Origin of the sequence: Nocardioides flavescens (assembly GCF_009823805.1) — a bacterium.
Lineage (GTDB): Bacteria > Actinomycetota > Actinomycetes > Propionibacteriales > Nocardioidaceae > Nocardioides > Nocardioides flavescens.
The window spans coordinates 161217-186365 of record NZ_WUEK01000008.1; the positions used below are offsets into that span (position 1 = coordinate 161217).

At 73.2% G+C, this 25149-nt stretch carries 25 protein-coding genes; 24 read left to right on the forward strand and 1 reads right to left on the reverse strand.

Features of this window, described 5'->3' with window-relative positions; translation table 11 throughout:
* Window positions 1-130: 130 nt before the first annotated feature.
* From GRQ65_RS24070 to GRQ65_RS14240, 21 genes are all read left to right on the forward strand, one after another.
* Window positions 131-1144: an ABC transporter permease subunit gene (locus GRQ65_RS24070; RefSeq protein WP_160878615.1), complete on the forward strand. Its 1014-nt coding sequence runs from the start codon at window positions 131-133 to the stop codon at window positions 1142-1144.
* Between the two features lie 138 nt (window positions 1145-1282).
* On the forward strand, window positions 1283-2392 hold the full coding sequence (locus GRQ65_RS14145; protein ID WP_202388129.1) for an ABC transporter ATP-binding protein: 1110 nt from the start codon (window positions 1283-1285) through the stop codon (window positions 2390-2392).
* Window positions 2392-3690 (forward strand): ABC transporter ATP-binding protein, encoded by a 1299-nt coding sequence (locus tag GRQ65_RS14150; RefSeq protein WP_160878617.1) that lies wholly within the window; start codon window positions 2392-2394, stop codon window positions 3688-3690. The genes GRQ65_RS14145 and GRQ65_RS14150 overlap by 1 nt, the downstream gene beginning before the upstream one ends.
* Before the next feature lie 49 nt (window positions 3691-3739).
* Entirely contained in the window at window positions 3740-5116 is a 1377-nt protein-coding gene (locus tag GRQ65_RS14155) for an AAA family ATPase (RefSeq protein WP_160878618.1), read from the forward strand.
* A gap of 11 nt (window positions 5117-5127) precedes the next feature.
* A complete protein-coding gene (locus tag GRQ65_RS14160) occupies window positions 5128-5613 on the forward strand; it encodes a hypothetical protein (protein WP_160878619.1) in 486 nt (161 codons plus the stop codon).
* Window positions 5610-5909 carry a DUF6167 family protein gene (locus GRQ65_RS14165; protein ID WP_202388099.1) on the forward strand — a complete coding sequence of 100 codons (300 nt, stop codon included), beginning with the start codon at window positions 5610-5612 and terminating at the stop codon, window positions 5907-5909. Before GRQ65_RS14160 ends, GRQ65_RS14165 begins: the two co-directional genes overlap by 4 nt.
* On the forward strand, window positions 5906-8623 hold the full coding sequence (gene alaS, locus GRQ65_RS14170) for an alanine--tRNA ligase (protein WP_237448264.1): 2718 nt from the start codon (window positions 5906-5908) through the stop codon (window positions 8621-8623). Before GRQ65_RS14165 ends, alaS begins: the two co-directional genes overlap by 4 nt.
* Window positions 8624-8628: 5 nt before the next feature.
* Window positions 8629-9105 carry a Holliday junction resolvase RuvX gene (gene ruvX, locus GRQ65_RS14175; protein ID WP_160878620.1) on the forward strand — a complete coding sequence of 159 codons (477 nt, stop codon included), beginning with the start codon at window positions 8629-8631 and terminating at the stop codon, window positions 9103-9105.
* 37 nt (window positions 9106-9142) lie between these two features.
* The gene (mltG, locus tag GRQ65_RS14180) at window positions 9143-10300 is read left to right on the forward strand and encodes an endolytic transglycosylase MltG (protein WP_160878621.1); all 1158 of its coding nucleotides are present in this window, start codon (window positions 9143-9145) and stop codon (window positions 10298-10300) included.
* Between the two features lie 27 nt (window positions 10301-10327).
* A complete protein-coding gene (locus tag GRQ65_RS14185; protein ID WP_337191731.1) occupies window positions 10328-11191 on the forward strand; it encodes a shikimate dehydrogenase in 864 nt (287 codons plus the stop codon).
* 26 nt (window positions 11192-11217) lie between these two features.
* Window positions 11218-11943, forward strand: coding sequence for a prepilin peptidase (locus tag GRQ65_RS14190; protein ID WP_160878622.1), 726 nt, complete (start codon window positions 11218-11220; stop codon window positions 11941-11943).
* Window positions 11944-11970: 27 nt separating this feature from the next.
* Complete coding sequence (gene aroC / locus GRQ65_RS14195) at window positions 11971-13149, forward strand: chorismate synthase (protein WP_337191733.1); 1179 nt, start codon at window positions 11971-11973, stop codon at window positions 13147-13149.
* Window positions 13149-13655 (forward strand): shikimate kinase, encoded by a 507-nt coding sequence (locus tag GRQ65_RS14200; protein WP_160878623.1) that lies wholly within the window; start codon window positions 13149-13151, stop codon window positions 13653-13655. The genes aroC and GRQ65_RS14200 overlap by 1 nt, the downstream gene beginning before the upstream one ends.
* Entirely contained in the window at window positions 13652-14773 is a 1122-nt protein-coding gene (gene aroB, locus GRQ65_RS14205; RefSeq protein WP_160878624.1) for a 3-dehydroquinate synthase, read from the forward strand. Before GRQ65_RS14200 ends, aroB begins: the two co-directional genes overlap by 4 nt.
* Window positions 14770-15210 carry a type II 3-dehydroquinate dehydratase gene (locus GRQ65_RS14210; protein ID WP_160878625.1) on the forward strand — a complete coding sequence of 147 codons (441 nt, stop codon included), beginning with the start codon at window positions 14770-14772 and terminating at the stop codon, window positions 15208-15210. The genes aroB and GRQ65_RS14210 overlap by 4 nt, the downstream gene beginning before the upstream one ends.
* A 338-nt stretch (window positions 15211-15548) precedes the next feature.
* Window positions 15549-16109, forward strand: a complete 561-nt coding sequence (gene efp / locus GRQ65_RS14215) for an elongation factor P (protein ID WP_160878626.1) — start codon at window positions 15549-15551, stop codon at window positions 16107-16109.
* A gap of 1 nt (window position 16110) precedes the next feature.
* A complete protein-coding gene (gene nusB, locus GRQ65_RS14220; protein WP_160878627.1) occupies window positions 16111-16518 on the forward strand; it encodes a transcription antitermination factor NusB in 408 nt (135 codons plus the stop codon).
* 32 nt (window positions 16519-16550) lie between these two features.
* Window positions 16551-17978 carry a dihydrolipoyl dehydrogenase family protein gene (locus GRQ65_RS14225; RefSeq protein ID WP_160878628.1) on the forward strand — a complete coding sequence of 476 codons (1428 nt, stop codon included), beginning with the start codon at window positions 16551-16553 and terminating at the stop codon, window positions 17976-17978.
* Between the two features lie 117 nt (window positions 17979-18095).
* Window positions 18096-19376, forward strand: coding sequence for a hypothetical protein (locus GRQ65_RS14230; protein WP_160878629.1), 1281 nt, complete (start codon window positions 18096-18098; stop codon window positions 19374-19376).
* A gap of 6 nt (window positions 19377-19382) precedes the next feature.
* The gene (locus tag GRQ65_RS14235) at window positions 19383-20009 is read left to right on the forward strand and encodes a class F sortase (protein ID WP_337191734.1); all 627 of its coding nucleotides are present in this window, start codon (window positions 19383-19385) and stop codon (window positions 20007-20009) included.
* Between the two features lie 253 nt (window positions 20010-20262).
* Window positions 20263-21105, forward strand: a complete 843-nt coding sequence (locus tag GRQ65_RS14240) for a DUF1206 domain-containing protein (RefSeq protein ID WP_160878630.1) — start codon at window positions 20263-20265, stop codon at window positions 21103-21105.
* Window positions 21106-21118: 13 nt separating this feature from the next.
* Here GRQ65_RS14240 and GRQ65_RS14245 read toward each other — a convergent pair whose 3' ends face one another.
* The gene (locus GRQ65_RS14245) at window positions 21119-21976 is read right to left on the reverse strand and encodes an MOSC domain-containing protein (RefSeq protein ID WP_337191735.1); all 858 of its coding nucleotides are present in this window, start codon (window positions 21974-21976) and stop codon (window positions 21119-21121) included.
* A 187-nt stretch (window positions 21977-22163) separates the two neighbouring features.
* On the opposite strand from GRQ65_RS14245, the gene GRQ65_RS14250 reads away from it, so the two are divergent.
* Genes GRQ65_RS14250 through GRQ65_RS14260 form a run of 3 tightly spaced genes read left to right on the forward strand, consistent with a single transcriptional unit; the run spans window position 22164 to window position 25136 of the window.
* On the forward strand, window positions 22164-23624 hold the full coding sequence (locus tag GRQ65_RS14250) for a MinD/ParA family ATP-binding protein (RefSeq protein WP_272917691.1): 1461 nt from the start codon (window positions 22164-22166) through the stop codon (window positions 23622-23624).
* A gap of 14 nt (window positions 23625-23638) precedes the next feature.
* The gene (locus GRQ65_RS14255; protein WP_160878631.1) at window positions 23639-24655 is read left to right on the forward strand and encodes an NADPH:quinone reductase; all 1017 of its coding nucleotides are present in this window, start codon (window positions 23639-23641) and stop codon (window positions 24653-24655) included.
* Between the two features lie 25 nt (window positions 24656-24680).
* Window positions 24681-25136: a DUF8108 domain-containing protein gene (locus GRQ65_RS14260; RefSeq protein ID WP_160878632.1), complete on the forward strand. Its 456-nt coding sequence runs from the start codon at window positions 24681-24683 to the stop codon at window positions 25134-25136.
* Window positions 25137-25149: the final 13 nt, after the last annotated feature.

Sequence of the window (25149 nt, forward strand, 5' to 3'; positions counted from 1 at the left end):
CCCAGCAGCGCCCAGCACGACCCAGCACCACATCGGCACGACCGTCGGACCCGTGCGGTCCCGCCCACCCGGCGGGACCGCACGGCCACGACCGGCACCACCCACTCGATCCACAGATCCGAGGAGCTCCGTGTTCGCCTACACCATCCGTCGCGTCATCACCGGCATCCTGCTGCTGGTGGTCATGAGCGTGGTGACGTTCTACCTGTTCTACGCGAGCTCCACGACGCCCGAGCGCTACGCGTGCGGGCCCAAGTGCACCGCCGCCCAGCTCGAGACGACCAAGAAGTCGCTGGGCTACGACGAGCCGACCTACGTCCAGTGGGGCAAGTTCGCCAAGGGCGTCGCCGTCGGCCGGACCTTCCCCGACGACCCCGAGCTGCGCAAGGCCGCGCCCCAGCTCGTGCAGGAGTGCCCCGCACCCTGCCTGGGCTTCTCGACCGGCTACAGCGCACCGGTGCGGTCGCTGATCCAGGACAAGCTCCCGGTCTCGTTCTCCCTCGCCATCGCCGCGTTCGTCCTGTGGATGGTCGGCGGGGTGGCCCTCGGCATCACGGCCGCGTTGTTCAAGGGCAGGCTGCTCGACCGCGCGATCGTCGGTCTGTCGCTGGTCGCCTTCGCCTTCCCGACGTTCTTCATCGGCCTGCTGCTGCTGAAGTTCGTCTCGATCAGGTGGGGCCTGATCAAGCTGCCGGCCTACACCCCGCTGACCGAGAACCCCTGGCTGTGGGCGACGGGCATGATCCTGCCGGCGATCACCCTCGCGGTGGTCTACATGGCCGGCTACATCCGCATCACGCGCGCCTTCGTGCTCGAGACGATGAGCGAGGACTACATCCGCACCGCTCGCGCGAAGGGGCTCAACCAGCGCACCGTGATCGGCAAGCACACCCTGCGGGCCGTGCTCACGCCGCTCGTCACCCTCTCGGGGCTCGACCTCGCCGGTCTGCTGGGCGGCGCGATCATCACCGAGCAGGTCTTCAACTTCAACGGCGTCGGCAAGCTGTCGGTGACCGCGATCCAGCGCTTCGACCTGCCCCTCATCGTGGGCATCGTGCTGCTGGTCGCGACGATCGTCATCGTCGCCAACATCATCGTCGACCTGCTGTACGCCGTCATCGACCCGCGGGTGCGCCTCGGCTGACCAGGCCGCGCCCCGCGTACGGCGGGGTCCCCGGCTCGGCCGAGACCCCGCGCAGTCACCTCCCGGATAGGTTGGAACGTGTCGTCTTCTCCCACCCAGGTCCACGACGGGACCCGCTCGCAGAGCGCGGGCGACCCGCTGCTGGTCGTCAAGGACCTCAAGGTCCACTTCCCGACCAGTGACGGCGTCGTCAAGGCCGTCGACGGCCTGAGCTACACCGTCGAGCGCGGCAAGACCCTCGGCATCGTCGGCGAGTCCGGCTCCGGCAAGTCGGTGTCGAGCTCGGCGATCATGGGCCTGTTCCACGGCAGCAGCGCCCAGCTGTCGGGCCAGATCCTCCTCGACGGCACCGACGTGCTGACGCTGTCGGAGAAGGAGATGCGCGCGCTGCGCGGTCGCGACGTCGCGATGATCTTCCAGGACCCGCTCTCGGCCCTACACCCCTACTACACCGTGGGCGCGCAGATCATCGAGGCCTACCGCGTCCACCAGGACGTCAAGAAGTCCGTGGCCCGGCGCCGGGCGATCGAGCTGCTCGACCGCGTCGGCATCCCTCAGCCGGACCGCCGCGTCGACGACTACCCGCACCAGTTCTCCGGCGGCATGCGCCAGCGCGCGATGATCGCCATGGGCCTGGTCAACGACCCGTCGATGCTGATCGCCGACGAGCCGACCACCGCGCTCGACGTGACGGTGCAGGCGCAGATCCTCGACCTGCTGCAGGACCTGCAGCGCGAGTTCAACTCGGCGGTCATCATCATCACCCACGACCTGGGCGTGGTCGCCGAGATGACCGACGACACCCTGGTGATGTACGGCGGCCGTGCGGTGGAGTACGGCAAGACCTCCGAGATCCTGACCCACCCCGAGATGCCGTACACCTGGGGTCTGCTCTCGAGCGTTCCCGAGGTCACCGGCGACACCAGCGCCAAGCTCATCCCGATCCCCGGCAACCCGCCCAGTCTGCTGAACCCGCCGAGCGGCTGCCACTTCCACCCGCGCTGCGCGCACCGCGACAAGGTGCCGGGCGACCTGTGCGTCACCACGACGCCCGAGCTCGTGCCGGGTGGGCGCGACCCGCACCACCTCAAGCGGTGCCACCTCGCCGACCCCGAGGACATCTACCTGCAGGAGGTGCTCCCGGAGATCGCGCCCGACCTCGTCGACGAGATCGCCGCGCCCGAGCAGACGGGCGCCCCCGGAGTCCACGGCACCACCGGCACCACCGAGCAGGGAGGACGGGCCTGATGTCCGCCGAGCAGCAGCCTGGCCGCCACGTCGACCCGGAGGCCACCACGTCCACCGAGCCTGAGGCAGCACCCGCGCAGCACGCCGCCACGGCGGTCGCGACCGACGGGTCCCCAGGTCACGTCCAGGGACACGGCGCCAGCGAGGCGCCCGCCGACGCCAAGACGCTGCTGAGCGTCGAGGACCTGCGGATGTGGTTCCCGGTCAAGTCGAGCGGTGTCATCCACCGCACGGTCGGTCACGTCCAGGCCGTCGACGGTGTCTCCTTCGAGGTCGCCGAGGGCGCCTCGCTCGGCCTGGTGGGCGAGTCGGGCTGCGGCAAGTCGACCACCGGGAAGCTGATCACCCGGCTGCTCAACCCCACGGGCGGCTCGATCAACTTCCAGGGCCGCGACATCGCGACGCTGAAGGAGCGCGAGCTCAAGCCGCTGCGCCGCGAGATCCAGATGATCTTCCAGGACCCCTACACCTCGCTCAACCCGAGGCACACGGTCGGCTCGATCATCGGAGCGCCGCTGCGCATCCACAAGATCGTGCCCGAGAACAAGGTGCTCGACCGGGTCCGCGAGCTGCTCGAGATCGTGGGTCTCAACCCCGAGCACTACAACCGCTTCCCCAACGAGTTCTCCGGCGGCCAGCGCCAGCGCATCGGCATCGCCCGCGCGCTCACGCTCAACCCCAAGCTCCTGGTCGCCGACGAGCCCGTCTCCGCGCTCGACGTCTCGATCCAGGCGCAGGTGGTCAACCTGCTGCAGAGCATCCAGTCCGAGTTCGGCGTGGCGTTCCTCTTCATCGCCCACGACCTCGCGATCGTGCGGCACTTCTGCCCCGAGGTCGCGGTGATGTACCTCGGCAAGGTCGTCGAGATCGGCGACCGCGACAGCATCTACCAGCGCTCGATGCACCCTTACACGCAGGCACTGCTCTCCGCCGTGCCCGACGTGAAGCAGGCCGCGATCGGTGGTCGTCGCGAGCGCATCCGCCTCGAGGGTGACGTGCCCAGCCCGATCAATCCGCCCTCGGGCTGCCGCTTCCGCACCCGCTGCCCGATCGCGCAGGACATCTGCGCCAAGGTCGAGCCGCCGCTGCTGCAGATCGGCCCGAAGCACAAGGTGGCCTGCCACTTCCCGGGCACCATCGGCAACCACCCGACCAAGCCGGCCACCACCGGCCTGCTCGGCCTCGACGCCGATGGCAACGCCGACCCTCGGGCGAGCGCATCCTCCGAGCTCAACACGAGCCCCGGCTACGCCGACCGTTGGTACGACATCGACCGCCAGAGCATGACGGGGGCGTGACGCACCACCCTCGGGTCGGGTCACGGACCAGCGCGGCAGACTGGGCCGCGTGAGCGCCGACGAGGAGACCGAGGGGCTCTTCGACGCGCCTGGGGCCCGGTCGTCCGGTGGCGGTGGGGCGGGCTCGCTGAGCTCGGCCCGTCACGCGGCGGCGCCGCTCGCCGTACGCATGCGCCCGCGCACGCTCGAGGAGCTGGTCGGCCAGGAGCAGCTGCGGGCGCCGGGCTCGCCGCTGCGCCAGCTGGTCGAGGGTGACCAGTCGATGTCGCTGCTGCTGTGGGGGCCTCCCGGCACGGGCAAGACCACCATCGCCTCCATCCTCAGCCAGCAGACCGACCGGCGCTTCGTCGAGGTCTCCGCGGTCTCGGCGGGGGTCAAGGAGGTGCGCGCCGCCATCGACTCCGCGCGCCGCGAGCTGGTGTCGACCGGGCACGAGACCGTGCTGTTCGTCGACGAGGTGCACCGCTTCTCCAAGGCCCAGCAGGACGCTCTGCTGCCCGGCGTCGAGAACCGGTGGGTGACCCTCGTCGCCGCCACCACGGAGAACCCGTTCTTCTCGGTGATCTCGCCGCTGCTCTCGCGCAGCCTGCTGCTGCGCCTGGAGTCGCTCACCGACGACGACGTGCGGGCGGTCCTGCGACAGGCGGTGGCCGACGAGCGCGGACTGGGCGGCGCCTACGAGGTCGACGACCAGGCCCTCGACCACCTCGTGCGCCTGGCCGGTGGTGACGCGCGGCGCTCGCTGACCTACCTCGAGGCCGCCGCCGGTGCGGCCGCGGCTCGGGGCAGCACCACCGTCGACCTCGAGACCGCCGAGACGGCGGTCGACCAGGCGGCGGTGCGCTACGACCGCCAGGGCGACCAGCACTACGACGTCACGAGCGCCTTCATCAAGTCGGTGCGGGGCTCCGACGCCGACGCCGCGCTGCACTACCTGGCCCGGATGATCACCGCGGGGGAGGACCCCCGCTTCATCGCCCGGCGCCTGGTCATCCTGGCCAGCGAGGACGTCGGGCTCGCCGACCCCACGGCGCTCACCACCGCTGTCGCCGCCGCGCAGGCCGTGCAGCTGATCGGCATGCCGGAGGCCCAGCTCAACCTCGCCCACGCCACCATCGCGCTGGCGGTCGCCCCCAAGTCCAACGCCGTCACCACCGCGATCGGGGCCGCGGTCGCCGACGTGAAGGCAGGACGGATCGGCCCGGTGCCGGCGCACCTGCGCGACGCGCACTACTCCGGCGCCAAGGACCTCGGCCACGGGGCGACCTACGTCTACAGCCACGACGCGCCGTACGGCATCGCGCGCCAGCAGTACCTGCCCGACGTCGTCGCCGACGCGGAGTACTACCGCCCGACCGAGCTCGGCGCGGAGAAGGCCACCAAGGAGCGCTGGGCGCGGGTCCGTCGCCTCATCCGAGGCGGGTAGGGTCGGTGACCATGGTCTGGGTCCTGGTGGTCGTCGCGGGCGTGCTCGTCGCGCTCGTGGCCGGGCTCGCCGTCCTGGTGCTGCGCCTGCAGGCGCGGCTCGCCTCAGTCGAGACCCGCCTGGTCGAGCAGGCCGCCCGTCCTGCCGTCGCTCCCGTCCCCGGCGCGACGTTGCGCACGGAGGCGCCCGAGTACGTCATCACCGACTACGCCGGCCCGGAGGACGACCCGCAGGACGACGTCGACCAGCCCGCGGTCTCGGCACCCGTCGTCAGCGCGCCGGTCTTCGCCGACATCGTCGCGCGCGAGACCGCGGTCCAGGCCGCTTCGCTCGTCCACGGCCTGCGCCGGGCGCTGGCCCCCGAGACGCGCAACCGGATCCGGTTCCACGTGCGCCAGGAGGTCAAGCGCTCGCGCAAGCAGCGCCGGACCGAGCTGCGCGAGGTCCGCCGCGAGTGGGCGGCCCGGCAGCGCGCGGCGCAGGAGCCGGCGGCATGAGCCGCGGCCTCTGGTTCGTCGCCGGGGCCGGGGCCGGGATCTACGCGGTGGTCCGCGGCCGTCGCGCCGCCGAGGCGCTCACGATCGACGGGCTCACCGACCGGCTCAACGGGCTCGCCGTCGGCGCCCGGATGTTCCGCGACGAGGTCGCCCAGGGCCACGCCGAGAAGCAGAGCGAGCTGCGCGAGCGGATCGCCGTCGCCGGCCGCCAGGCCCAGGCCCTGCCGCCCACCGCGCCAGCCACCGCCGTACCCCACACCGACCCACCCGCACAGGAAGAGAGCAGCAGCCGATGAGCGAGCAGCTGAGCACCGCCGAGATCAGGCGGCGCTTCATCGCGCACTTCGAGGACGACCGGACCCAGGGGGCGCACACCGCCGTCCCGTCCGCCTCGCTCCTGCTCGACGACCCGACGCTGCTGTTCGTCAACGCCGGCATGGTGCCGTTCAAGCCGTACTTCCTCGGCCAGGAGACGCCTCCCTACCCGCGTGCCACCAGCGTCCAGAAGTGCATCCGCACCCCCGACATCGAGGACGTCGGCAAGACCACGCGTCACGGCACGTTCTTCGAGATGTGCGGCAACTTCTCCTTCGGCGACTACTTCAAGGAGGGCGCCATCTCCCTCGCCTGGGAGCTGGTCACCAAGCCGGTCGCCGACGGCGGCTGGGGTCTCGACGAGGGCCGTCTCTACCCGAGCGTCTACGTCGACGACCGCGAGGCGCTCGAGCTGTGGAAGAAGGTCACCGGCCTGCCCGAGGACCGGATCCTGCGCCTCGGGAAGAAGGAGAACTACTGGTCGATGGGCGTGCCGGGCCCCGGCGGTCCGTGCTCCGAGCTGCTCTACGACCGCGGGCCGGCGTACGGCCCGGAGTTCGAGGTCTCCCAGCTCGGCCCGGACATGCCGACCGCGCTCGAGGACCGGCTGCTGGAGATCTGGAACCTCGTGTTCATGCAGGACGAGCTCTCCGCTGTCCGCGCCAAGGACGACTTCGACATCTCCGGCTCGCTGCCGCACAAGAACATCGACACCGGCATGGGGCTCGAGCGGGTGGCGTTCCTGCTGCAGGGCGTCGAGAACATGTACGAGATCGACGTGATGTTCCCGGTGATCGAGAAGGCCCAGGAGGTGACGGGCCGCCGCTACGGCGCCGACCGCGGTGACGACGTGCGGTTCCGCGTCGTGGCCGACCACGTGCGCTCCTCGATGATGCTCATCGGCGACGGCGTCACCCCCGGCAACGAGGGCCGCGGCTACGTCCTGCGCCGCCTGCTGCGGCGCGCGATCCGCTCGATGCGCCTGCTCGGCTACGAGGACCCCTGTCTGCCCGAGCTGCTGCCGATCAGCCGCGACAAGATGGGCGAGACCTACACCGAGCTCGTCTCGGACTGGGACCGCATCGCGCGGGTGGCGTACGCCGAGGAGGAGGTCTTCCGCAAGACGCTCACCGCCGGCACCCAGATCTTCGACCTCGCGGTCGGCGCGGCCCGCGACGCGGGCGAGAAGACCCTCACCGGGGAGCGCGCCTTCACGCTGCACGACACCTACGGCTTCCCGATCGACCTGACCCTCGAGATGGCCTCCGAGGCCGGGCTCAGCGTCGACGAGACCGGCTTCCGGGCGCTCATGGCCGAGCAGCGCACCCGCGCCAAGGCCGACGCCCGGGCCAAGAAGGGCCACCACGCCGACACCTCGGCCTACCGGGCCGTCCTCGACGAGCACGGCCCGACCGAGTGGCTCGCCTACGAGACCCTCGAGACCGAGTCGCGCGCGCTCGCGCTGCTCTCCGGCGGCCAGCCGGTCACCTCCCTCGGCGTCGACGAGGTCGGCGAGGTCGTGCTCGACCGCACGCCGTTCTACGCCGAGTCCGGCGGCCAGGCCGCCGACGCCGGCTTCATCGAGTACGACGGAGGGCGGCTCGAGGTGCTCGACGTGCAGCGCCCGGTGCGCGGCCTCGTCGTGCACCAGGTGCGCGCGCTCGACGGCGAGTTCGCGCCGCGCCACACGCTGCACGCCCGGGTCGACCCGGAGTGGCGCACCGGCGCGCGCCAGGCCCACTCCGGCACCCACGTCGTGCACGCCGCGCTGCGCGAGGTGCTCGGCCCCTCGGCCCTGCAGTCCGGCTCCTACAACCGCCCCGGCTATCTCCGTCTCGACTTCGGCTGGACCTCCGCGCTGTCGCCGGCGCAGGTCCGCGACATCGAGCAGGTCTCCAACCAGGCGCTGCGCGCTGACCTGCCCGTGGCCTGGGACTACATGACGCTCACCGAGGCCCGCGAGCGCGGCGCGATCGCACTGTTCGGCGAGACCTACGACAACACCAAGGTGCGCGTGGTCGAGATCGGCGGCCCCTGGTCGCGCGAGCTGTGCGGTGGCACCCACGTCGACCACTCCTCCCAGATCGGCACCGTCGTCGTGACCGGCGAGTCGTCGGTCGGCTCGGGCAACCGGCGCATCGAGGCGTTCACGGGCGTCGAGGGCTTCGCCTACCTCGCCCGCGAGCGCGACGTGGTGGCCGAGCTGACCGGGCTGCTCAAGACCCAGCCCGACGACCTCGTGGCCCGGGTCGGCGACATGGTCGACAAGCTGCGCGCGGCCGAGAAGGAGCTCGAGAAGGTCCGCGTCGCCGGGCTGCTCGCCCAGGCGGGCACCCTCGCGGCCGGCGCTCAGGACGTGGGCGGGGTGGCCGTCGTGGCCACGCGCGCGCCGGGCGCCTCCGGCGGCGACGTGCGCACCCTCGCTCTCGACGTGCGCGGCCGGCTCCCGCAGGGCCGCCCGGGCGTCGCGGTCGTGATCGGCGACGCCGACGGCAAGGTGTCGGTCGTGGCCGCGGTCAACGACGCGGCGCGCGAGCGCGGCGTCAGCGCCAACGACCTCGTATGCGCGGTCGGTCCGCTCGTCGGCGGCAAGGGCGGCGGCAAGGCCGACGTCGCGCAGGGCGGCGGCACCGACGCCTCCCGCATCGACGAGGCGCTCGCGCTCGTGGCGACCGAGGTCGCCCGGACGGCCTAGCCGCCGTGCGTGCCGGCGTACGACTCGGCCTCGACCCGGGCGACGCCCGGATCGGGGTGGCCCGCAGCGACCCCTCGGGCTTCCTGGCCTCGCCCGTCGAGACGGTCAAGCGCGGTCGCGGCGACCTGGCGCGCATCGTCGAGCTGCTCCGCGAGGAGCAGGACGGCGACCCCGACCGGGTGGTCGAGGTGGTCGTCGGACTGCCCCGCTCGCTCTCCGGGTCGGAGGGTCCGGCGGCCGCCAAGGTGCGCGAGTGGGCCGCCCGGCTCGCCCGCGCGGTCGCCCCGGTGCCGGTGCGGCTCGCCGACGAGCGGCTCACCACCGTGACCGCGGAGGCTATGCTGCGCGACCGAGGCCGCTCGGGCGCCCGCAGGCGCGCGGTGGTCGACCAGGCGGCGGCCGTCGTCATCCTGCAGCACGTGCTCGACACCGAACGCACCAGCGGCACCGCGCCGGGCGAGACCATCGAGGAGACCGCATGAGGACCGACGCAGCGCGCACACCCGGGCGTGGTCCCGCATGAGCGAGCTCGGGCTGATGGGTGACGACCGTCCGACGACCCCGGCCGGCGGACGCCGCGCCGAGCGGCGGCGGCGCCGCGGTCCCGGTTGCCTCATCGCGCTGGTGATCCTCGCGGTGCTCGGTGGCGCGGGCTACTGGGGCGTCACGACCGGCATCGAGAAGGTGAAGGACCAGTTCTCCTCCGCTGATGACTACTCCGGCCCCGGCGAGGGCGAGGTCGTCTACGAGGTCAAGACGGGCGACACGGCCACGGCGATCGGACGCGGGCTCAAGGCGGCCGGCGTCGTCGCCTCGGTCGACGCCTTCATCGCCGCCGCCAACGCCAACCCGCAGTCGGCCAACATCCAGGCCGGCGCCTACAGCCTGCGCGAGCAGATGAAGGCCAGCGACGCGGTCGCGGTGCTCGTCGACCCGAGCAACATCGTCAAGACCACCGTCACGATCCCCGAGGGCCTGCAGGTCCGCGAGATCGTCGCGCTCCTCGCCAAGAACACCGACTTCTCGAAGGCGGAGTTCCAGAGCGCCCTCAAGGACCCGGGCCTCGGCCTGCCGGCGTACGCCGACGGCGACCCGGAGGGCTACCTCTTCCCGGCGACCTACGACTTCGGCCCCGACGCGCAGCCGCTCGACATGCTCAAGCAGATGGTCGCCCGCTGGCAGCAGGCGGCCACCGACAACGGTCTCGAGGCCAAGGCCGCCGAGCTCGGCTACACGCCCGGCGAGATCATGACCATCGCCAGCCTCATCGAGGCCGAGGGCCGCGGGTCGTACAAGAACCAGATCTCGCGGGTCATCTACAACCGGCTCGAGAACCCCGGCAACGGCATCACCAACGGGCTGCTGCAGATCGACGCCTCGGTCAACTACGCCCTCGGCAAGTCCGGCTCGACCGCGCTCACGACCGCCGAGATCCAGTCGGTCAGCGACTCGCCCTACAACACCTACACCGAGCCCGGCCTGCCCCCGACGCCGATCGAGGCCCCGGGCGACGAGTCGATCCAGGCGGCGCTCAACCCCGAGGCGGGGGACTGGCTGTTCTACGTCACGGTCGACCTCAAGACCGGCGAGACGAAGTTCACCGACAGCTACCAGGAGTTCCTGGAGTTCAAGGACGAGTACCAGAACTACTGCGCGACCGAGTCCGACCGGTGCTGACCACTCGCAGCGGGGTACCTGCAGCCGGTGAGTGACGTGAAGAAGTGCGCTGTCCTCGGTGACCCGGTGGGCCACTCGCTGTCGCCGGTCATCCACCGCACGGCGTACGACGCCTGGGGGCTGGACTGGGAGTACGACGCGCACCGCGTCGAGGCGGGCGGGCTGGCCGACTTCCTCGACGGCCTCGACCCCGCCGAGTGGCGCGGGTTGTCACTGACCATGCCGCTCAAGCGCGAGGCCGTGCCGCTGCTCGACAGCGCCGACGACTGGGTGCGGGTCTCGGGCGCCGCCAACACGCTGCTGCTCGAGCCCGACGGCACCCGCCGCGGCCTCAACACCGACGTGTCGGCCGCCCTCGAGCTCACCGAGGGGCTCGACGTCGACACCGCACTGGTGCTCGGCGGCGGAGCCACGGCCGCGTCGATGCTGCTCGCCCTCGCCGAGCACGGGCTCGAGCGCGCCACGATCGTCGTGCGCGACCCTGCGCGGGCGACGGAGACGGTGCGCGTGGTGACGAGCCACCGACCGGTCCAGCTCGACGTCGTCACCTTCGAGGACCTCCCGACGACCGTGGTGGTGGCCGACCTGGTCGTCTCCACGATCCCGGTCACGGCACAGACGCCGGACGTGGTCGCCTCGACGATGGATGCCGCGCACGTCTTCGAGGTCGTCTACGACCCGTGGCCGACGCCGGTGGCCGCCGCCGCGGAGCGCAGCGACCGCCCCGTCACCACCGGGCTCGACCTGCTGATGGCGCAGGCCGTGCACCAGGTGCGGGCCATGACCGGGCGCGACGACGTACCCGTCGAGGAGATGCGCCGCGCCGCGGTCGAGCAGCTCGAGAGCCGTGTCGACCGCGCGCCGGGCCAGCGCGAGGTGCAGGACGAGTGACCCGGGAGTGAGCGGGTGATCGCCCGGTGAGCCTGCTGGCCGTCGTCGGTGGTGCGGCCGTCGCCGGGGCAGGCTCCCGGCTGGTGCCGCGGATCATCGCGTCGGTGCCCGAGCCCGAGCCCGAGCTGAGCGCGGAACCGGGGCAGGATCCCAAGGAGCCGTACGCCGCGATCGCGGCGGTCCCCGGCCTGGCGCCGTGGGCCGCGCTCGCCGGCGGGGCCGCCGGGGCGCTGCTCGGTGCGGGCCTCGGGGTGACCTGGCCGCTCGTGGTGGCGCTGGTGCTCGTGCCCGTCGCCATCGCGCTGGCTGTCATCGACTGGCGCACGCGGCTGCTCCCGACCCGCCTCATCGCGCCGGCGTACTCCGTCACCGTGGCGCTGGTGCTCGCGACCTGGCTCGTGGGCGGTCTGCTGGACGGCGGCTTCGACACCACTCCGCTCGTGCGGGCGCTGGTCGGGTGGGCCGGCGCGGGCGGGCTTTACCTCCTGCTCTGGCTGGTCCACCCGCGCGGCATGGGCTACGGCGACGTGCGGCTCTCGGGGGTGCTCGGCCTCGTGCTCGGCTACGCCGGGTGGGCCGAGCTGGTCGTCGGCGTCTACGGCGGCTTCCTGCTCGGCGGCGTGCTCGGCGGGGTGCTGTCGCTGCTGCGTCGCGTGGACCGCGCGGGCTACCCGTTCGGGCCGTTCATGCTGCTGGGCGCGCTGGTGGGGCTCAGCGCCGGGCGTCCGGTCATCGACGCACTGCTGAGGTGAGGGCGCCCGCCTGAGAGGATGTCCGGCGTGTTGCGCTGGTTGACCGCAGGTGAGTCGCACGGACCGTCCCTCGTGGCGATCCTCGAGGGGCTGCCCGCCCACGTCGAGGTGACCTCGACCGAGATCCAGGAGTCGCTCGCGCGGCGCCGTCTGGGCTACGGCCGTGGGGCCCGGATGAAGTTCGAGCAGGACGAGGTCACCCTCGTCGGCGGCGTGCGCCACGGGCTCACCCAGGGCGGGCCCGTCGCCATCGAGGTCGGCAACACCGAGTGGCCCAAGTGGCAGAAGGTCATGTCGGCCGACCCGGTCGACCCCGCCGAGCTCGAGGGCTCGGCCCGCAACGCGCCGCTGACCCGCCCCCGTCCGGGTCACGCCGACCTCGCCGGCATGCAGAAGTACGACTTCGAGGAGGCCCGCCCCGTCCTGGAGCGCGCCTCGGCGCGCGAGACCGCCGCCCGCGTGGCGCTCGGCCGCGTCGCGACCAACTTCCTGTCCCAGGCGCTCGGCGCCGGGGTCGTCTCCCACGTGATCGAGCTCGGCGGCGTGCGCGCCCCCGAGGGGCTGTGGCCCGAGGTCGGCGACGTCGAGCGCCTCGACGCCGACCCGGTGCGCTGCCTCGACCCCGACGCGTCGAAGGCGATGGTCGAGCGCATCGACCAGGCCCACGACGACGGCGACACCCTCGGCGGCGTCGTCGAGGTCGTCGTCCACGGCCTGCCGCCGGGGCTCGGGTCGCACGTGCACTGGGACCGCCGCCTCGACTCACGGCTGGCCGGCGCCCTCATGGGCATCCAGGCGATCAAGGGCGTCGAGGTCGGCGACGGGTTCGCCCTGGCCGCCACCCCGGGCTCGCTCGCGCACGACGAGATCGTGCCCACCGAGGACGGCATCCGCCGCGTGAGCGGTCGTTCCGGCGGCACCGAGGGCGGCATGACCACCGGCGAGGTGCTGCGGGTGCGCGCCGCGATGAAGCCGATCGCCACCGTGCCGCGCGCGCTGCGCACCGTCGACGTCGCCACCGGCGAGGAGGCGGCCGCGCACCACCAGCGCTCCGACGTGTGCGCCGTGCCCGCCGCCGGCATCGTCGCCGAGGCGATGGTCGCGCTCGTGCTCGCCGACGCCGTGCTCGAGAAGTTCGGCGGCGACTCGGTCGCTGAGACCCGCCGCAACGCGCAGGGCTACCTCGACGCGCTGCGGTACCGCTGATGCCGAAGGTCGTGCTCGTCGGCCCCATGGGGGCCGGCAAGTCGACGGTCGCGGCGCTGCTCGCTGCGCAGTGGGGGGCGCCGCTGCGCGACGTCGACACCGAGATCGAGGCGGCCGAGGGCCGGGCGATCTCCGACATCTTCGTCGACGACGGCGAGGCGCACTTCCGAGCCCTGGAGCGGGCGGCGGTCGCCGCGGTGCTCGACGACCCCGCGGCGGCCGGTGCCGTCGTCGCGCTGGGCGGGGGAGCCGTGCTCGACGAGGGCACCCGCGCGCGGCTGGCCGGCCACCCCGTGGTCTTCCTGCGGGTCGGGTTCGCCGACGCGGTCAAGCGGGTCGGCCTCGGCTCGTCGCGCCCGCTGCTGCTCGGCAACGTCCGCTCGCGCACCAAGGCGCTGCTCGAGGAGCGTGCGCCGCTCTACGACGAGGTCGCCGTCCACACCGTCGACACCGACGAGCGCACGCCCGCCGAGGTCGCCGCCGAGGTCACGAGGCTGCTGTCGTGAGCGCGCCGACCGTTGACCCCACCACCATCCGGGTCCGCAGCGGCGCGCCGTACGACGTGCTGGTCGGCCACGACCTGACCGACCGGCTGCCCGCCCTGCTCGGTGACGGCGTACGCCGCGTCGCGGTGGTGCACGCCCCCGGCGCGCCGTTCGCGCTGCCGGACGAGGTGCTGGCGGGCTACGAGGTGCTCGACCTGCCGGTGCCGGACGGCGAGGCCGCCAAGGCCGCCTCGGTGCTGGTCGAGTGCTGGGAGCGGCTCGGCGAGGCGGGGTTCACCCGCTCCGACGCGGTCGTCGCCGTCGGCGGGGGAGCGACCACCGACCTCGGCGGCTTCGTCGCCGCGACCTGGCTGCGCGGCGTCCGCGTCGTGCACGTGCCCACCTCGCTGCTCGCGATGGTCGACGCCGCCGTCGGCGGCAAGACCGGCATCGACACCGGCGCCGGCAAGAACCTCGTCGGGGCGTTCCACGAGCCCGCCGGCGTGCTGTGCGACCTCGACCGGCTCACCACGCTGCCGGCCGCCGAGCTGGTGAGCGGACTGGGCGAGGTGCTCAAGTGCGGCTTCATCGCCGACCCCGAGATCCTCGCGCTGGTGGAGGCCGACCCGGCCCGGGCCCTCGACCCGACCTCGCCCGTCGTCGCCGAGCTGGTCGAGCGGGCCGTGCAGGTCAAGGCCGACGTCGTCGCCGGCGACCTCCGCGAGACCGGTGGGATCGGCGGCCACCCCGGCCGCGAGGCGCTCAACTACGGCCACACGCTCGCCCACGCGATCGAGAAGGTCACCGGCTACACCGTGCGCCACGGCGAGGCCGTCGCGCTCGGCATGGTCTTCGTCGCCGAGCTCGCCCGCCTCGACGGCCGCCTCGACCCCGCGGTCGCCGACCGTCACCGGTCCGTCCTCTCCTCGGTGGGGCTGCCGGTCGCCCTGCCGCCGGCGCTCGACGGCGTCGGCTTCGACGACCTGCTCGCCGTCATGCGCGTCGACAAGAAGACCCGTGGCGCCACCCTGCGCTTCCTCGTCCTCGACGACCTCGCCGCCCCGACCGTCCTCGCCGGCCCCTCCGACGAGCTGCTGCGCGCGGCCTACGCCGCGGCCTTCCCGGGGGCGCCGTCGTGAGCACGCCGGTCCTGGTCCTGAACGGCCCCAACCTCGGCCGGCTCGGACGTCGCCAGCCCGAGATCTACGGCACGACGACCTTCGCCGAGCTCGCCGAGCTCTGCCGCGGCTGGGCCGACGCGCTCGACCTGCGGGCCGACGTACGACAGACCAACCACGAGGGCGAGCTCCTCGACTGGCTCAACGCCGCCGCCGACGACGCGACGCCGGTCGTGCTCAACGCCGCGGCCTGGACGCACTACTCCTACGCGCTCTACGACGCCTGCGCCCAGCTCGTCGCGCCGCTGGTCGAGGTGCACCTGAGCGAGCCCCTCCAGCGTCCCGAGGAGTTCCGCCACCACTCCGTCGTCACCCCCCACGCCGTCGAGGTGGTCGCCGGTCACGGGCCCGAGGGCTACCGACTCGCCCTCGAGGTCGTGCGGCGCGAGCTCGGCTGACCACCCGTCCCCGACTGTCCCGGATCGCACGCTCCCGGGTGACTGCAAACCTCGACTGTCGTGTCGACGGCGGCGGTGCGGGGCTCAGGGTCATCAGTGCAGGATCGTCGCCGCCTGGAGACTGCAGGCCTGCACGAACCCGCGAGGAAGGCGCCGTCCCACCGACAGTCCCGGATCGCACGCCTCCAGGTGGCTGCAATCCTCGACTGTCGGAGGACGCGGCGCCCACCCCCACCGAAGCGGGAGTTCGGCACGGGCCCCACTAGACTCGACCGCCGGTCCCGCGGATCGCTGACGGATCGCCGACACTCCCTCGACACGAAGGCTGAACCACGCGCATGGCAACGACGAACGACCTGAAGAACGGCATGGTGCTCAACCTCGACGGCCAGCTCTGGCAGGTCATCTGGTTCCAGCACCACAAGCCCGGCAAGGGCGGCGCGGTCGTGCGCTCCAAGCTGAAGAACGTCGAGTCGGGCAAGACCGTCGACAAGACCTTCAACGCCGACGTCAAGGTCGAGGTCGCGAGCGTCGACAAGCGCAACATGCAGTACCTCTACAACGACGGCACGTCCTACGTCTTCATGGACACCGACAGCTACGACCAGGTCGAGATCGCCCCCGAGATCGTGGGCGACGCGAAGAACTTCCTGCTGGAGAACCAGGAGGCGCTCGTCGCCAGCAACGACGGCCGCGTGCTCTACATCGAGCTCCCGGCCTCGGTCGAGCTCGAGGTCACCTACACCGAGCCGGGCCTGCAGGGCGACCGCTCGACCGGTGGCACCAAGCCCGCGACCGTCGAGACCGGGGCGACCGTCATGGTCCCGCTGTTCATCACCAACGGCGAGAAGATCAAGGTCGACACCCGCGACAGCTCGTACCTCGGCCGCGTGAACTGAGTTGGCTGCTCGCTCCAAGGCGCGCAAGCGCGCGCTCGACGTCCTCTTCGCCTCCGAGCTGCGCGACGAGTCGCCGGTGACGGCCCTCGAACGCGCGGTCGAGGAGGGGGAGGGGCCGACCAACCCCTACACCGCCGAGCTGGTCCGCGGTGTGGTCGAGCACCAGGCCCGCATCGACGAGGTGCTGACGACGTACGCCGAGGGCTGGACGCTCGCGCGCATGCCCGCCGTCGACCGCAACGTGCTGCGCATCGGGGTCTTCGAGCTGCTCTGGGCCGACGACGTGCCCGACGCGGTCGCGGTGAGCGAGGCCATGGCGCTGGTGCGCGACCTGTCGACCGACGAGTCGCCGCAGTTCGTCAACGGCGTGCTCGGCAGCGTCGTGCGCAACAAGCCGACCCTCGTCTGACGCTCACGCCCCGCAGGGGGCACCGTGGAGCCATGACGAACGGCGCAACGGACGGTGCAGTGCAGGAGCAGCAGGTCGACCTGGTCGTGATCGGTCTCGGTCCCGGCGGCGAGGCGCTGGCCACGGCGTGCGCCCAGGCCGGCCTCGAGGTGGTCGCGGTCGACAAGCACCTCGTCGGCGGCGAGTGCCCCTACTACGGCTGCATCCCGACGAAGATGATGGTCCGCGCCTCCGACAGCCTCGCCGAGGCCGGCCGCGCCGATGAGCTCGCGGGCGACGTGCAGGTCGTCGCCAGCTGGTCGCCGGTGGCCGAGCGCATCGCGACCGAGGCCACCGACCACTGGGACGATCAGGTCGCCGTCGACCGGCTGGCTGATGCCGGAGCCACCGTCGTGCACGGCACCGGTCGCCTGGACGGCGTCAAGCGGGTCGTGGTCACGGCGCCCGACGGCACCGAGACGACGTACGCAACGCGCCGCGGGGTCGTGCTCAACCCCGGCACCCGCCCGGCCGCGCCGCCGGTGAGCGGGCTGGAGGGCACGCCGTACTGGACCAACCGCGACGCGGTGCAGGCGACGTCGGTGCCGGGCAGCCTCGTCGTGCTCGGCGGCGGACCGATCGGCTGCGAGCTGGCGCAGGTCTTCGCACGGTTCGGCGCGCAGGTCACGGTCGTCCAGCACGGCGACCGGCTCCTCGCCGGCGACGAGCCCGAGGCGTCCGCGCTGATCGCCGAGGTGTTCGCCCACGAGGGGCTGCGCGTGCTCACCGGCACCTCGCTCACCGAGGTCGCGCACGCGGACGGCACCTTCGCCCTCACCCTCGACGACGGCCAGGTGCTGCACGCCGACCAGCTGCTCGTCGCCGCGGGCCGCACCCCCAACCTCGACGGCATCGGGCTCGAGACGGTCGGCCTGGACCCGTCGGCCCGCAGCATCGAGGTCGACGACCGGATGCGAGCGACCGGCGCCGGCCAGGGACCGGTCGAGGGGCTGTGGGTCGTCGGCGACGTCACCGGCAAGGGCGCCTACACCCACGTCTCGATGTACCAGTCCGCCGTCGCCCGCCGCGACGTGCTCGGTGAGGACGGCCCGGCCGCCGCCTACCACGCCGTCCCGCACGCGACGTTCACCGACCCGGAGATCGCCGCCGTGGGCATGACCGAGCAGCAGGCGCGCGACGCCGGCCTGTCGGTCCGCACGGGGAGCACGAAGTTGCAGGAGTCCTCGCGCGGGTTCACCCACGGTCCGGGCGCCCAGGGACTCGTCAAGGTCGTCGAGGACGCCGAGCGCGGGGTGCTCGTCGGTGCGACCGCGGCGGGCCCCGGCGGCGGGGAGATCCTCGGCTTCCTGGCCGTGGCGGTGCACGCCGAGGTGCCCGTCGAGACGCTGCGCTCGATGATCTACGCCTACCCGACGTTCCACCGCGCCATCGAGACGGCCCTCGCGGACCTCGACGCATGAGGAGACCAGCGTGACTGGACCGGCCCTCGTTACTCCCGCGTAACCCCGGCGCCCGCCCGTCGTTGGTGCTACGAGGCGAGCGAGAGGGAGGGCCTTGTGCACACGCGGAGCACGAACGTGAAGAGGGTCGGCACGACCACGGCGGCGGTGGCGGGGGCAGCGGCCCTCGTGCTGCTGAGCGGCGCGCCGGGAGTCGCGGCGACCCCGGTCGCGCAGGCGAGCGCCACCGCGCTCTCGCTCACTCTCGGTGGGCAGCCGGCCGACTCCGGCACCTACCGGGTCCAGAACGACGGCACCAGCCAGAGCGCGACCGGCTCGAACGCCCCGGCGCTGACCGCTCTCGGCGGTCAGTCGCTGATCAAGGCGGGCACGCTGGCGCAGGACGCCACCACCCGGGTCACCGACGGACGCGGCTACTCCCAGGCGTGCGCGGGCCTCGCCGGCCAAGGCGCCACCGTCGCCGCGGTCGGCGACGGTGCGACCTGCCTCAGCCCGGGTCAGGCGGTGACGATCAACGCCGGCAACATCGACCTGTCGCGCCTGCAGATCGTCTCGAGCGGCCTCCTCCAGGGCTTCGACCAGCAGACGCAGACGGCGCTGCAGCCCCTGCTGCAGCCGCTCACCAGTGCGTTGCAGACCGGCCTGACCCAGGCCCTGAGCCAGCTCGGGCTGGCCGTCAACCTCGACCTCGGCGCCGTGCAGTCCTCGTGCACCGCCGGACCCGGCACGGCCGACGGCACCGCCCGCCTGGCGGGCGCGCGGGCCTTCGTGCAGGTCGGCGGTCAGCAGGTGGACCTGGTCAACCTGCCGGCCGACCCGGCCCCCAACACCCACGTCGTCGGCGCCCTCGGCGACGTCGCGGCGCTGATCGAGAACGCCGTGCGCACCCAGCTCACCACCGTGCTCGGCAACCTGCCCGGAGGCCTCGCGCTCCCCATCGGCGTCGACCAGACCGCGGTGCTCAACAACGCGCTCAGCACGCTCGGCCAGCAGCTGCAGCCGCTGCAGGACAACGTCATCGACGTGACCCTCAACAAGCAGACCCGGCCCGCCGCCGACCAGATCGAGGTGACCGCGCTCGACGTGGCGGTGCTGCCGGTGGCGCAGCAGCAGTTCGGCGTCACGGCGTTCGACCTGAAGATCGGTACGTCGGCCTGCGGCCCCAGCGGCGAGGTCGCCTTCGAGGCGCCCGCCGCCCCCGCGGCGACGCCGTCCCCGACGCCCACCCGCACCCCGCAGGCGCCGCCGAAGGTGCCGACGAGCGTGCCCGCAGGCCTCGCCTCGGCCGACCAGCCGGCGTCGAGCCACTGGGGCGGGCTCCTCGCCGTCGCCGGCCTGCTCGTGGCCGGGATCGGGGCGGTCGGCTCCGTCGTGCGCAGCGCGACCTCGAAGGGCTGAGTGCCGGTGGCTGCCGAGAGCGGCCGGTCGGCCGGCAACCTGTGGAACCTCCTGGTCGCTGCGGGCATCATCGCCGCCGTCGTGGGCCTGCTCCTGCGCGGCGGCGACGAGCCGGCCGCGGCGCGGTTCACCGACCTCGCGCCGTCGGCCCCGCAGCGGTTGCAGGTCGCGTCGCTGGGCATCGATGCGCCCGTCGTACCGATCCAGGTCAGCCCCGACGCGGTGCTCGACCCGCCCCGCAACGCCGAGGACGTCGGCTGGTGGGACGCCTCCGCCGAGCCCGGTCGCGAGGACGGCCGCACGGTCATCACCGGCCACACCGTCCACACCGGTGGGGGCGCACTGGACCGACTGCGCGAGGTCTCCCGCGGGGACCGCGTCGACGTGGTCACCGACGAGGGCCGGATGCGCTACAAGGTCCAGCAGGTCCGCGTGCTCGGCAAGGAGGAGGTCGCCGAGGACGCTGAGGACCTCTTCGGCCAGGACGACGGCAGCGGCCGTCTGGTCCTCGTCTCCTGCACCGACTGGGACGGCACGGTCTACGAGAGCAACGTCGTGGTCGTGGCGACGCCGCTCGGCCAGCCCGTCGCCCAGCCCCGCGACGGAACCGCGCGCGCCGCCAGGGCGCGTTGATCGATCCCACGCGGTCGCCCGCGCGGCGTCGCATCGGACCTGGACGGCGTTGTCGTCGCCCGCCGTGGCGCCGCCACGGCGGGCTCCTCCGCCTTGTCAGCTCCGCGCGACCCCACGCCTGCTCCCACGGGGCATCGGTCAACACACCCTGGCTGAGTCCGGACCATCCTGACGCCGTTCTGTCTCACGCGCTCCGGGCGGGGTACTGCACCTCCGGCTCGGGGACGGCTGCGGGGTCAGGAGAGGCACGAGGATGAGCAGCACCGCGGATGATGCGGCACGCAAGGTCGAGCAGGCGGGCCGCAGGGCCCACGACAGCGACGGCATCGACGTCGCCGTCCGGGCGGGACTGGTGGCCTACGGGGTGGTCCACCTCGCCCTGGGGTGGCTGGCCCTCCAGCTGGCCACCGGGGACCGGGAGGGCACGCCGTCCCAGACCGGTGCGGTGAAGGAGCTCGCCCAGCAGCCCTTCGGGGGCGCGCTGGTGTGGGCCATCGGCATCGGGATGTTCCTCCTCGTGGCCTGGCAGGTGCTCGAGGCGGCCGTGGGACACCGCGAGGAGCAGGGCAGCACGCGGGTGCGCAAGCGGGTGACCTCGGTCGTCAAGGCCGTCGTCTACGCGGTCATCGGCGTCACCGCGATCAAGGTCGCGGTCGGTGCCCGCACCTCCTCCAGCAACGACCGGCAGAGCGACACCTGGACCGCCGAGGTGATGAGCTGGCCCGGAGGGCAGCTCCTCGTCGTCGTCGGCGGCCTCGTCGTGATCGGCGTCGGCGCCTACCTGGTCCACAAGGCGTGGAGCGAGGGCTTCCGCAAGTACCTCACCGCCGGGGCCACCAGCGGCGACGTCGGCCAGGCCTACGTCTGGTTCGGCAAGGCGGGCTACACCGCCAAGGGGGTCGCCCTCGGCATCGTCGGTGGTCTGTTCGTCTACGCCGGCGTCACCCACGACGCCCAGAAGTCCGGCGGGCTCGACACCGCGCTGCAGAAGGTGCTGCACCAGCCGCTCGGGCCCTACCTGCTCGGCCTGATCGCGGTCGGGATCATCTGCTTCGGCCTGTTCTGCTTCGCCCGGGCGCGGCACCTGTCCCGCTGACCGTCTCGACCGCTCAGCGGGGCGGACCGTCCGGCGCGACCTCGGCCTCGAGCACCTCGACCTCGTCGCCGACCCGCAGGACCGCGCCGGTGGCGGGGGAGTCCGGCACCAGCTGGACGCCGAACCACACCGCGCCGTCCCAGCGCCGGTGGCGGGCGAGCGTGGCGGTCGGCTCCTTGAACCGCTCGGCCGTGCGGTGGTCGGTCGCCGGCACGGCGCAGCGGTCGCACCCCTTGACCACCCGGAACACCACCTCGCCGACGCGGATCCGCCGCCACCCGTCCTCGGCCCAGGGCGCCTCGCCGTCGACCACCAGGTTGGGCCGGAAGCGCACCATCTCCAGACCGCCCTCCGCGGCCCGCGGGCCCTCGGCGATCAGCCGGTTCAGCTCGGCCAGCGAGGCCAGGCTCCCGACGTTGAGCGGGTAGCCGTCGGCGAAGGCCATCGGCACGTTCGGTCCGGCGTACGCCGGGTTGGCGTGGCGCCGACGCGGGTCGTCGGCGTGCACGAGCCGCACCGGGGTGTCGAGCAGGTCGCTGAACCACGCATGGGCGCTGTCGTCGGCCAGGGCCGCGGCGAACGGCGCCCGGCCGAAGACGGTGACGTCGGTGAGCGGTCCCTGCGGGGTCGCGACCTCCAGGTCGTCGAGGTCGGCGCGCTCGGGGGCAGAGACCACGAGCCCGTCGCCGCTGAGCCGGGGGCGCATCAGGAGCATCCGCGGGTGGGCGCGGGCGGTCACGGTCTCGCCGGAGGGGTCGACCAGCATCCAGTGGCGGTCGCCGGCCAGGCCCCACGGCTCCACCTCGGCGGCGTCGAGCTCCTCGCCGGAGCAGGACTTGACGGGGAAGCGGTGCAGCGCGGTCAGCCTCACCCCGACATTGTGGTGACATCGCGCTCGGAAGCATTCTGCGCGGCCCTCCGCGTGTCACGTGAGTGACGGCTGGGGCGAACGGGTACGACGGACCCGGGACAGACCAGCGTCCCTCCACGTGTGGTCGAGGCCCCCGTGGGGAAAGGGAGTGCGTGCCGGACCACGCCCGGCTCGCGAGGAGGAGCACATGACCCAGTCACCGCACCAGGTCTCCGACGACACCAGTGACCGGCTCTACACCCCGGAGGAGCTGAGCGCCTTCGCGGCCCAGGAGGCCGCTGCGCAGGAGGGCTCTGCTCAGGAGGGCTCTGACCAGGGCGCCCCTCGAGGGGGAGCGCCCGTGCCTCCGCCGTCGGCCCGCCCGGACCCGCTCAGCGACCCGCTGCCCGGCACCGCCTCCTCGTCCCCGCCGGCGCCCGCCCCGCGACCGGACGTCGACACGCAGGCGCGCGCGGCCGTGCCCCCCTCGGGCCCGCCCAGCGGCCCGCCCTCGGGCCCGCCCCCGCAGGCCGGTCCGCCGCCCACGCGACCCCCTGCCCCGACGTACGCCCCGCCGAGCAGCCCGCCCAGCAGCCCGCCCAGCAGCCCGCCGGCCGCCCCGCCGCGCGCGGCGGCACCGCCGGCGGCGCCCCCGAGCGCCCCTCCGACCGCGCCGCCCAGCGCGCCTCCTGCTGGCGCTCAGCCGCCGGCCGCCCCCGAGGAGCCGAAGCGGTTCATGACCGCCACCGACTTCCTCGACCGGCGGGCCGAGGAGCAGGAGACCGGCCCCGCGACGTGGGGCTGGCGCGGGCGGGTGCGTCGCTGGAGCGGCGGCCTGATCAGCCCCCAGATGGGCCCGGCCGAGCGTGAGTACGTCGCCGACCGCGCGCTCATCCAGCGCGACTTCGACGGCCCCAAGACGATCGCCTTCATCAACCCCAAGGGCGGGGCGGCCAAGACGACGGGCGTGCTGGCCGCGGGCTACACGTTCGGCACCGTGCGCGGCGGCGGCGTCGTCGCCTGGGACAACAACGAGACCCGCGGCACCCTCGGCATCCGCGGCTCGCGCAGCGCCCACACCAACACCACCAAGGAGCTGCTGGGCGACCTGTCGAAGTTCAACGACGTCACGCAGTCGCGCATCGGCGACCTCGGCTCGTACGTCCGCTCGCAGGGCGACGCGCACTTCGACGTCCTCGCCTCCGACGAGAGCCCCAACGTCACCGGCCAGATCCACGCCGACGACTTCAACGCCCTGCACCAGCTGCTGACCCGGTTCTACAAGGTGATCCTCGTCGACACCGGCAACAACATGCGGGCCGAGAACTGGCTGGCCGCCGCCGACGCCGCCGACCTGTTGGTCGTCACCTCCACCGTGCGCGAGGACACCGGCTACTCCGGGCTCTGGATGCTCGACGCCCTGCAGGACGCCGGCTACCAGAACCTCAAGTACAAGACCGTCACCGTGCTCTCCGACCCGTCCACGACGGTCGACCCCAAGCTGGCCGCCGACCTCGTCGACGTCTACCAGCAGCGCACCCGCGGGGTCTACCGCGTGCCCTACGACCCGGCCCTGGTCGCCGGGTCGGTGCTGCCCTACAGCCAGCTGTCGGAGGCGACCCGGATGTCGTGGCTGCGGGCCTGCGCGGGAATGGCCTCGGCGCTCTGACTGCTGTGCCCGACATGCGTGCGATCGTCCACACCGAGACCGGCCCCTCCTCCGTCCTGAGGCTCGTCGAGCGCGAGCTGCCCGAGCCCGGGCCGTGGGAGGTGCGGGTCCAGCTGGTGCGGGCCGGGGTCAACCCGACCGACTGGAAGTTCCGCGCCGGCAACATGCGCGGCGACTCCGAGGTCACGCCCGGTCAGGACGGCGCGGGCGTCGTCGACGCGGTCGGCTCCGGCGTCACCGAGGTGACCGTCGGCGACCGGGTCTGGCTCGTCCTCGCGCAGCACGGACGCGCCCACGGCACGGCGGCCGAGTTCACCGTCCAGCCCGTCTCACGGGTCGTGCCGCTGCCCGACGGCGCGTCGTACGACCTCGGCGCCTCGCTCGGCGTGCCCGCGGTGACGGCCCACCGGGCGCTCACCGCCTCGGAGTGGGGCCCGACCCGGCTCGGTCCGGGGGCGCTCGAGGGCCGCACCGTGCTGGTGCAGGGCGGTGCCGGCGCCGTCGGCAACGCCGCGATCCAGCTCGCGCGCTGGTCCGGGGCCACCGTGGTGACCACGGTCAGCAGCCCCGAGAAGGGCGAGCTCGCCACCGCCGCCGGCGCCCACCACGTCGTCAACTACCGCGAGGGCGACCCCGCGGAGGAGATCAAGGCGCTGGTGTCCGAGGGCGTCGACATCGTGGTCGAGGTGGCACCGGCGCAGAACGACGCGCTCGACCGGGCGGTCCTCAAGGTCCACGGCACGGTCTCGATCTACGCCAACAACGGCGGCGAGGAGGTCACGCTGCCGCTGCGCGAGGTGTTCTCGCGCAACCTGCGCTACCAGTTCCTCATCCTCTACACCCTCGACGAGTCGCTGCTGCGAGCCGCGGTCGAGGACGTCACGGCTGCCGTGAGTGACGGCGCGCTGCGGGTCGGCGAGGACGCCGGGGTGCCGCTGCACCACTACCCGCTCGAGGAGACCGCTGCCGCGCACGACGCCGTCGAGGGCGGCGCGGTGGGCAAGGTGCTCATCGACGTCGCTCGCGACTGAGCCGCTCCTCGGCGATGATGGGCCCGTGACGACCACGAGCGCCGCTCCCCGTGCCGGTCGAGTCCCTCGCGCGGGCGCCTACCGCTGGCGCGAGTCGCGGTGGCGCCGTCCGGGCGTCTGGCAGCGCTGGGACGGGCTCCGCTGGTCGGAGGCGGCCTACGCGGCCTACCCCGAGCGGCTGCACGACCCTCGCCCGTTCTCGTCCTACGAGCCCCTGCCGATGACGAGGCGGGAACGACTCCTGGAGATCGCCGTCGAGCTCGAGGTCCTCGACGGCGCCGACGTGGTGCACGAGGGCGCAGACGGCGTCGTCCTGGCCCACCGCCGCAGGGTCAACCACCTCGGCCACGGGCTCCTCACCCTGTTGACCGGCGGCGTCTGGGGCTTCGTGTGGGTCGCCATGTGCCTGGCGCGTCGCGAGGACCGGGTGCGCTGGGAGGTCGACCCCTGGGGCTCGGTCTGGACGACCTCGCTGCGCTGACCTGGCGCGCTGA

Excerpts from the sequence above, each read along its gene's own strand:
- GRQ65_RS14160 (WP_160878619.1), top strand. The coding sequence starts at position 5,128 with ATGGTCTGGGTCCTGGTGGTCGTCGCGGGCGTGCTCGTCGCGCTCGTG.
- alaS (WP_237448264.1), top strand. The coding sequence starts at position 5,906 with ATGAGCGAGCAGCTGAGCACCGCCGAGATCAGGCGGCGCTTCATCGCG.
- GRQ65_RS14225 (WP_160878628.1), top strand. The coding sequence starts at position 16,551 with ATGACGAACGGCGCAACGGACGGTGCAGTGCAGGAGCAGCAGGTCGAC.
- GRQ65_RS14255 (WP_160878631.1), top strand. The coding sequence starts at position 23,639 with ATGCGTGCGATCGTCCACACCGAGACCGGCCCCTCCTCCGTCCTGAGG.
- efp (WP_160878626.1), top strand. The coding sequence starts at position 15,549 with ATGGCAACGACGAACGACCTGAAGAACGGCATGGTGCTCAACCTCGAC.
- GRQ65_RS14250 (WP_272917691.1), top strand. The coding sequence starts at position 22,164 with ATGACCCAGTCACCGCACCAGGTCTCCGACGACACCAGTGACCGGCTC.
- GRQ65_RS14200 (WP_160878623.1), top strand. The coding sequence starts at position 13,149 with ATGCCGAAGGTCGTGCTCGTCGGCCCCATGGGGGCCGGCAAGTCGACG.
- GRQ65_RS14150 (WP_160878617.1), top strand. The coding sequence starts at position 2,392 with ATGTCCGCCGAGCAGCAGCCTGGCCGCCACGTCGACCCGGAGGCCACC.
- GRQ65_RS14165 (WP_202388099.1), top strand. The coding sequence starts at position 5,610 with ATGAGCCGCGGCCTCTGGTTCGTCGCCGGGGCCGGGGCCGGGATCTAC.
- mltG (WP_160878621.1), top strand. The coding sequence starts at position 9,143 with ATGAGCGAGCTCGGGCTGATGGGTGACGACCGTCCGACGACCCCGGCC.
- GRQ65_RS14240 (WP_160878630.1), top strand. The coding sequence starts at position 20,263 with ATGAGCAGCACCGCGGATGATGCGGCACGCAAGGTCGAGCAGGCGGGC.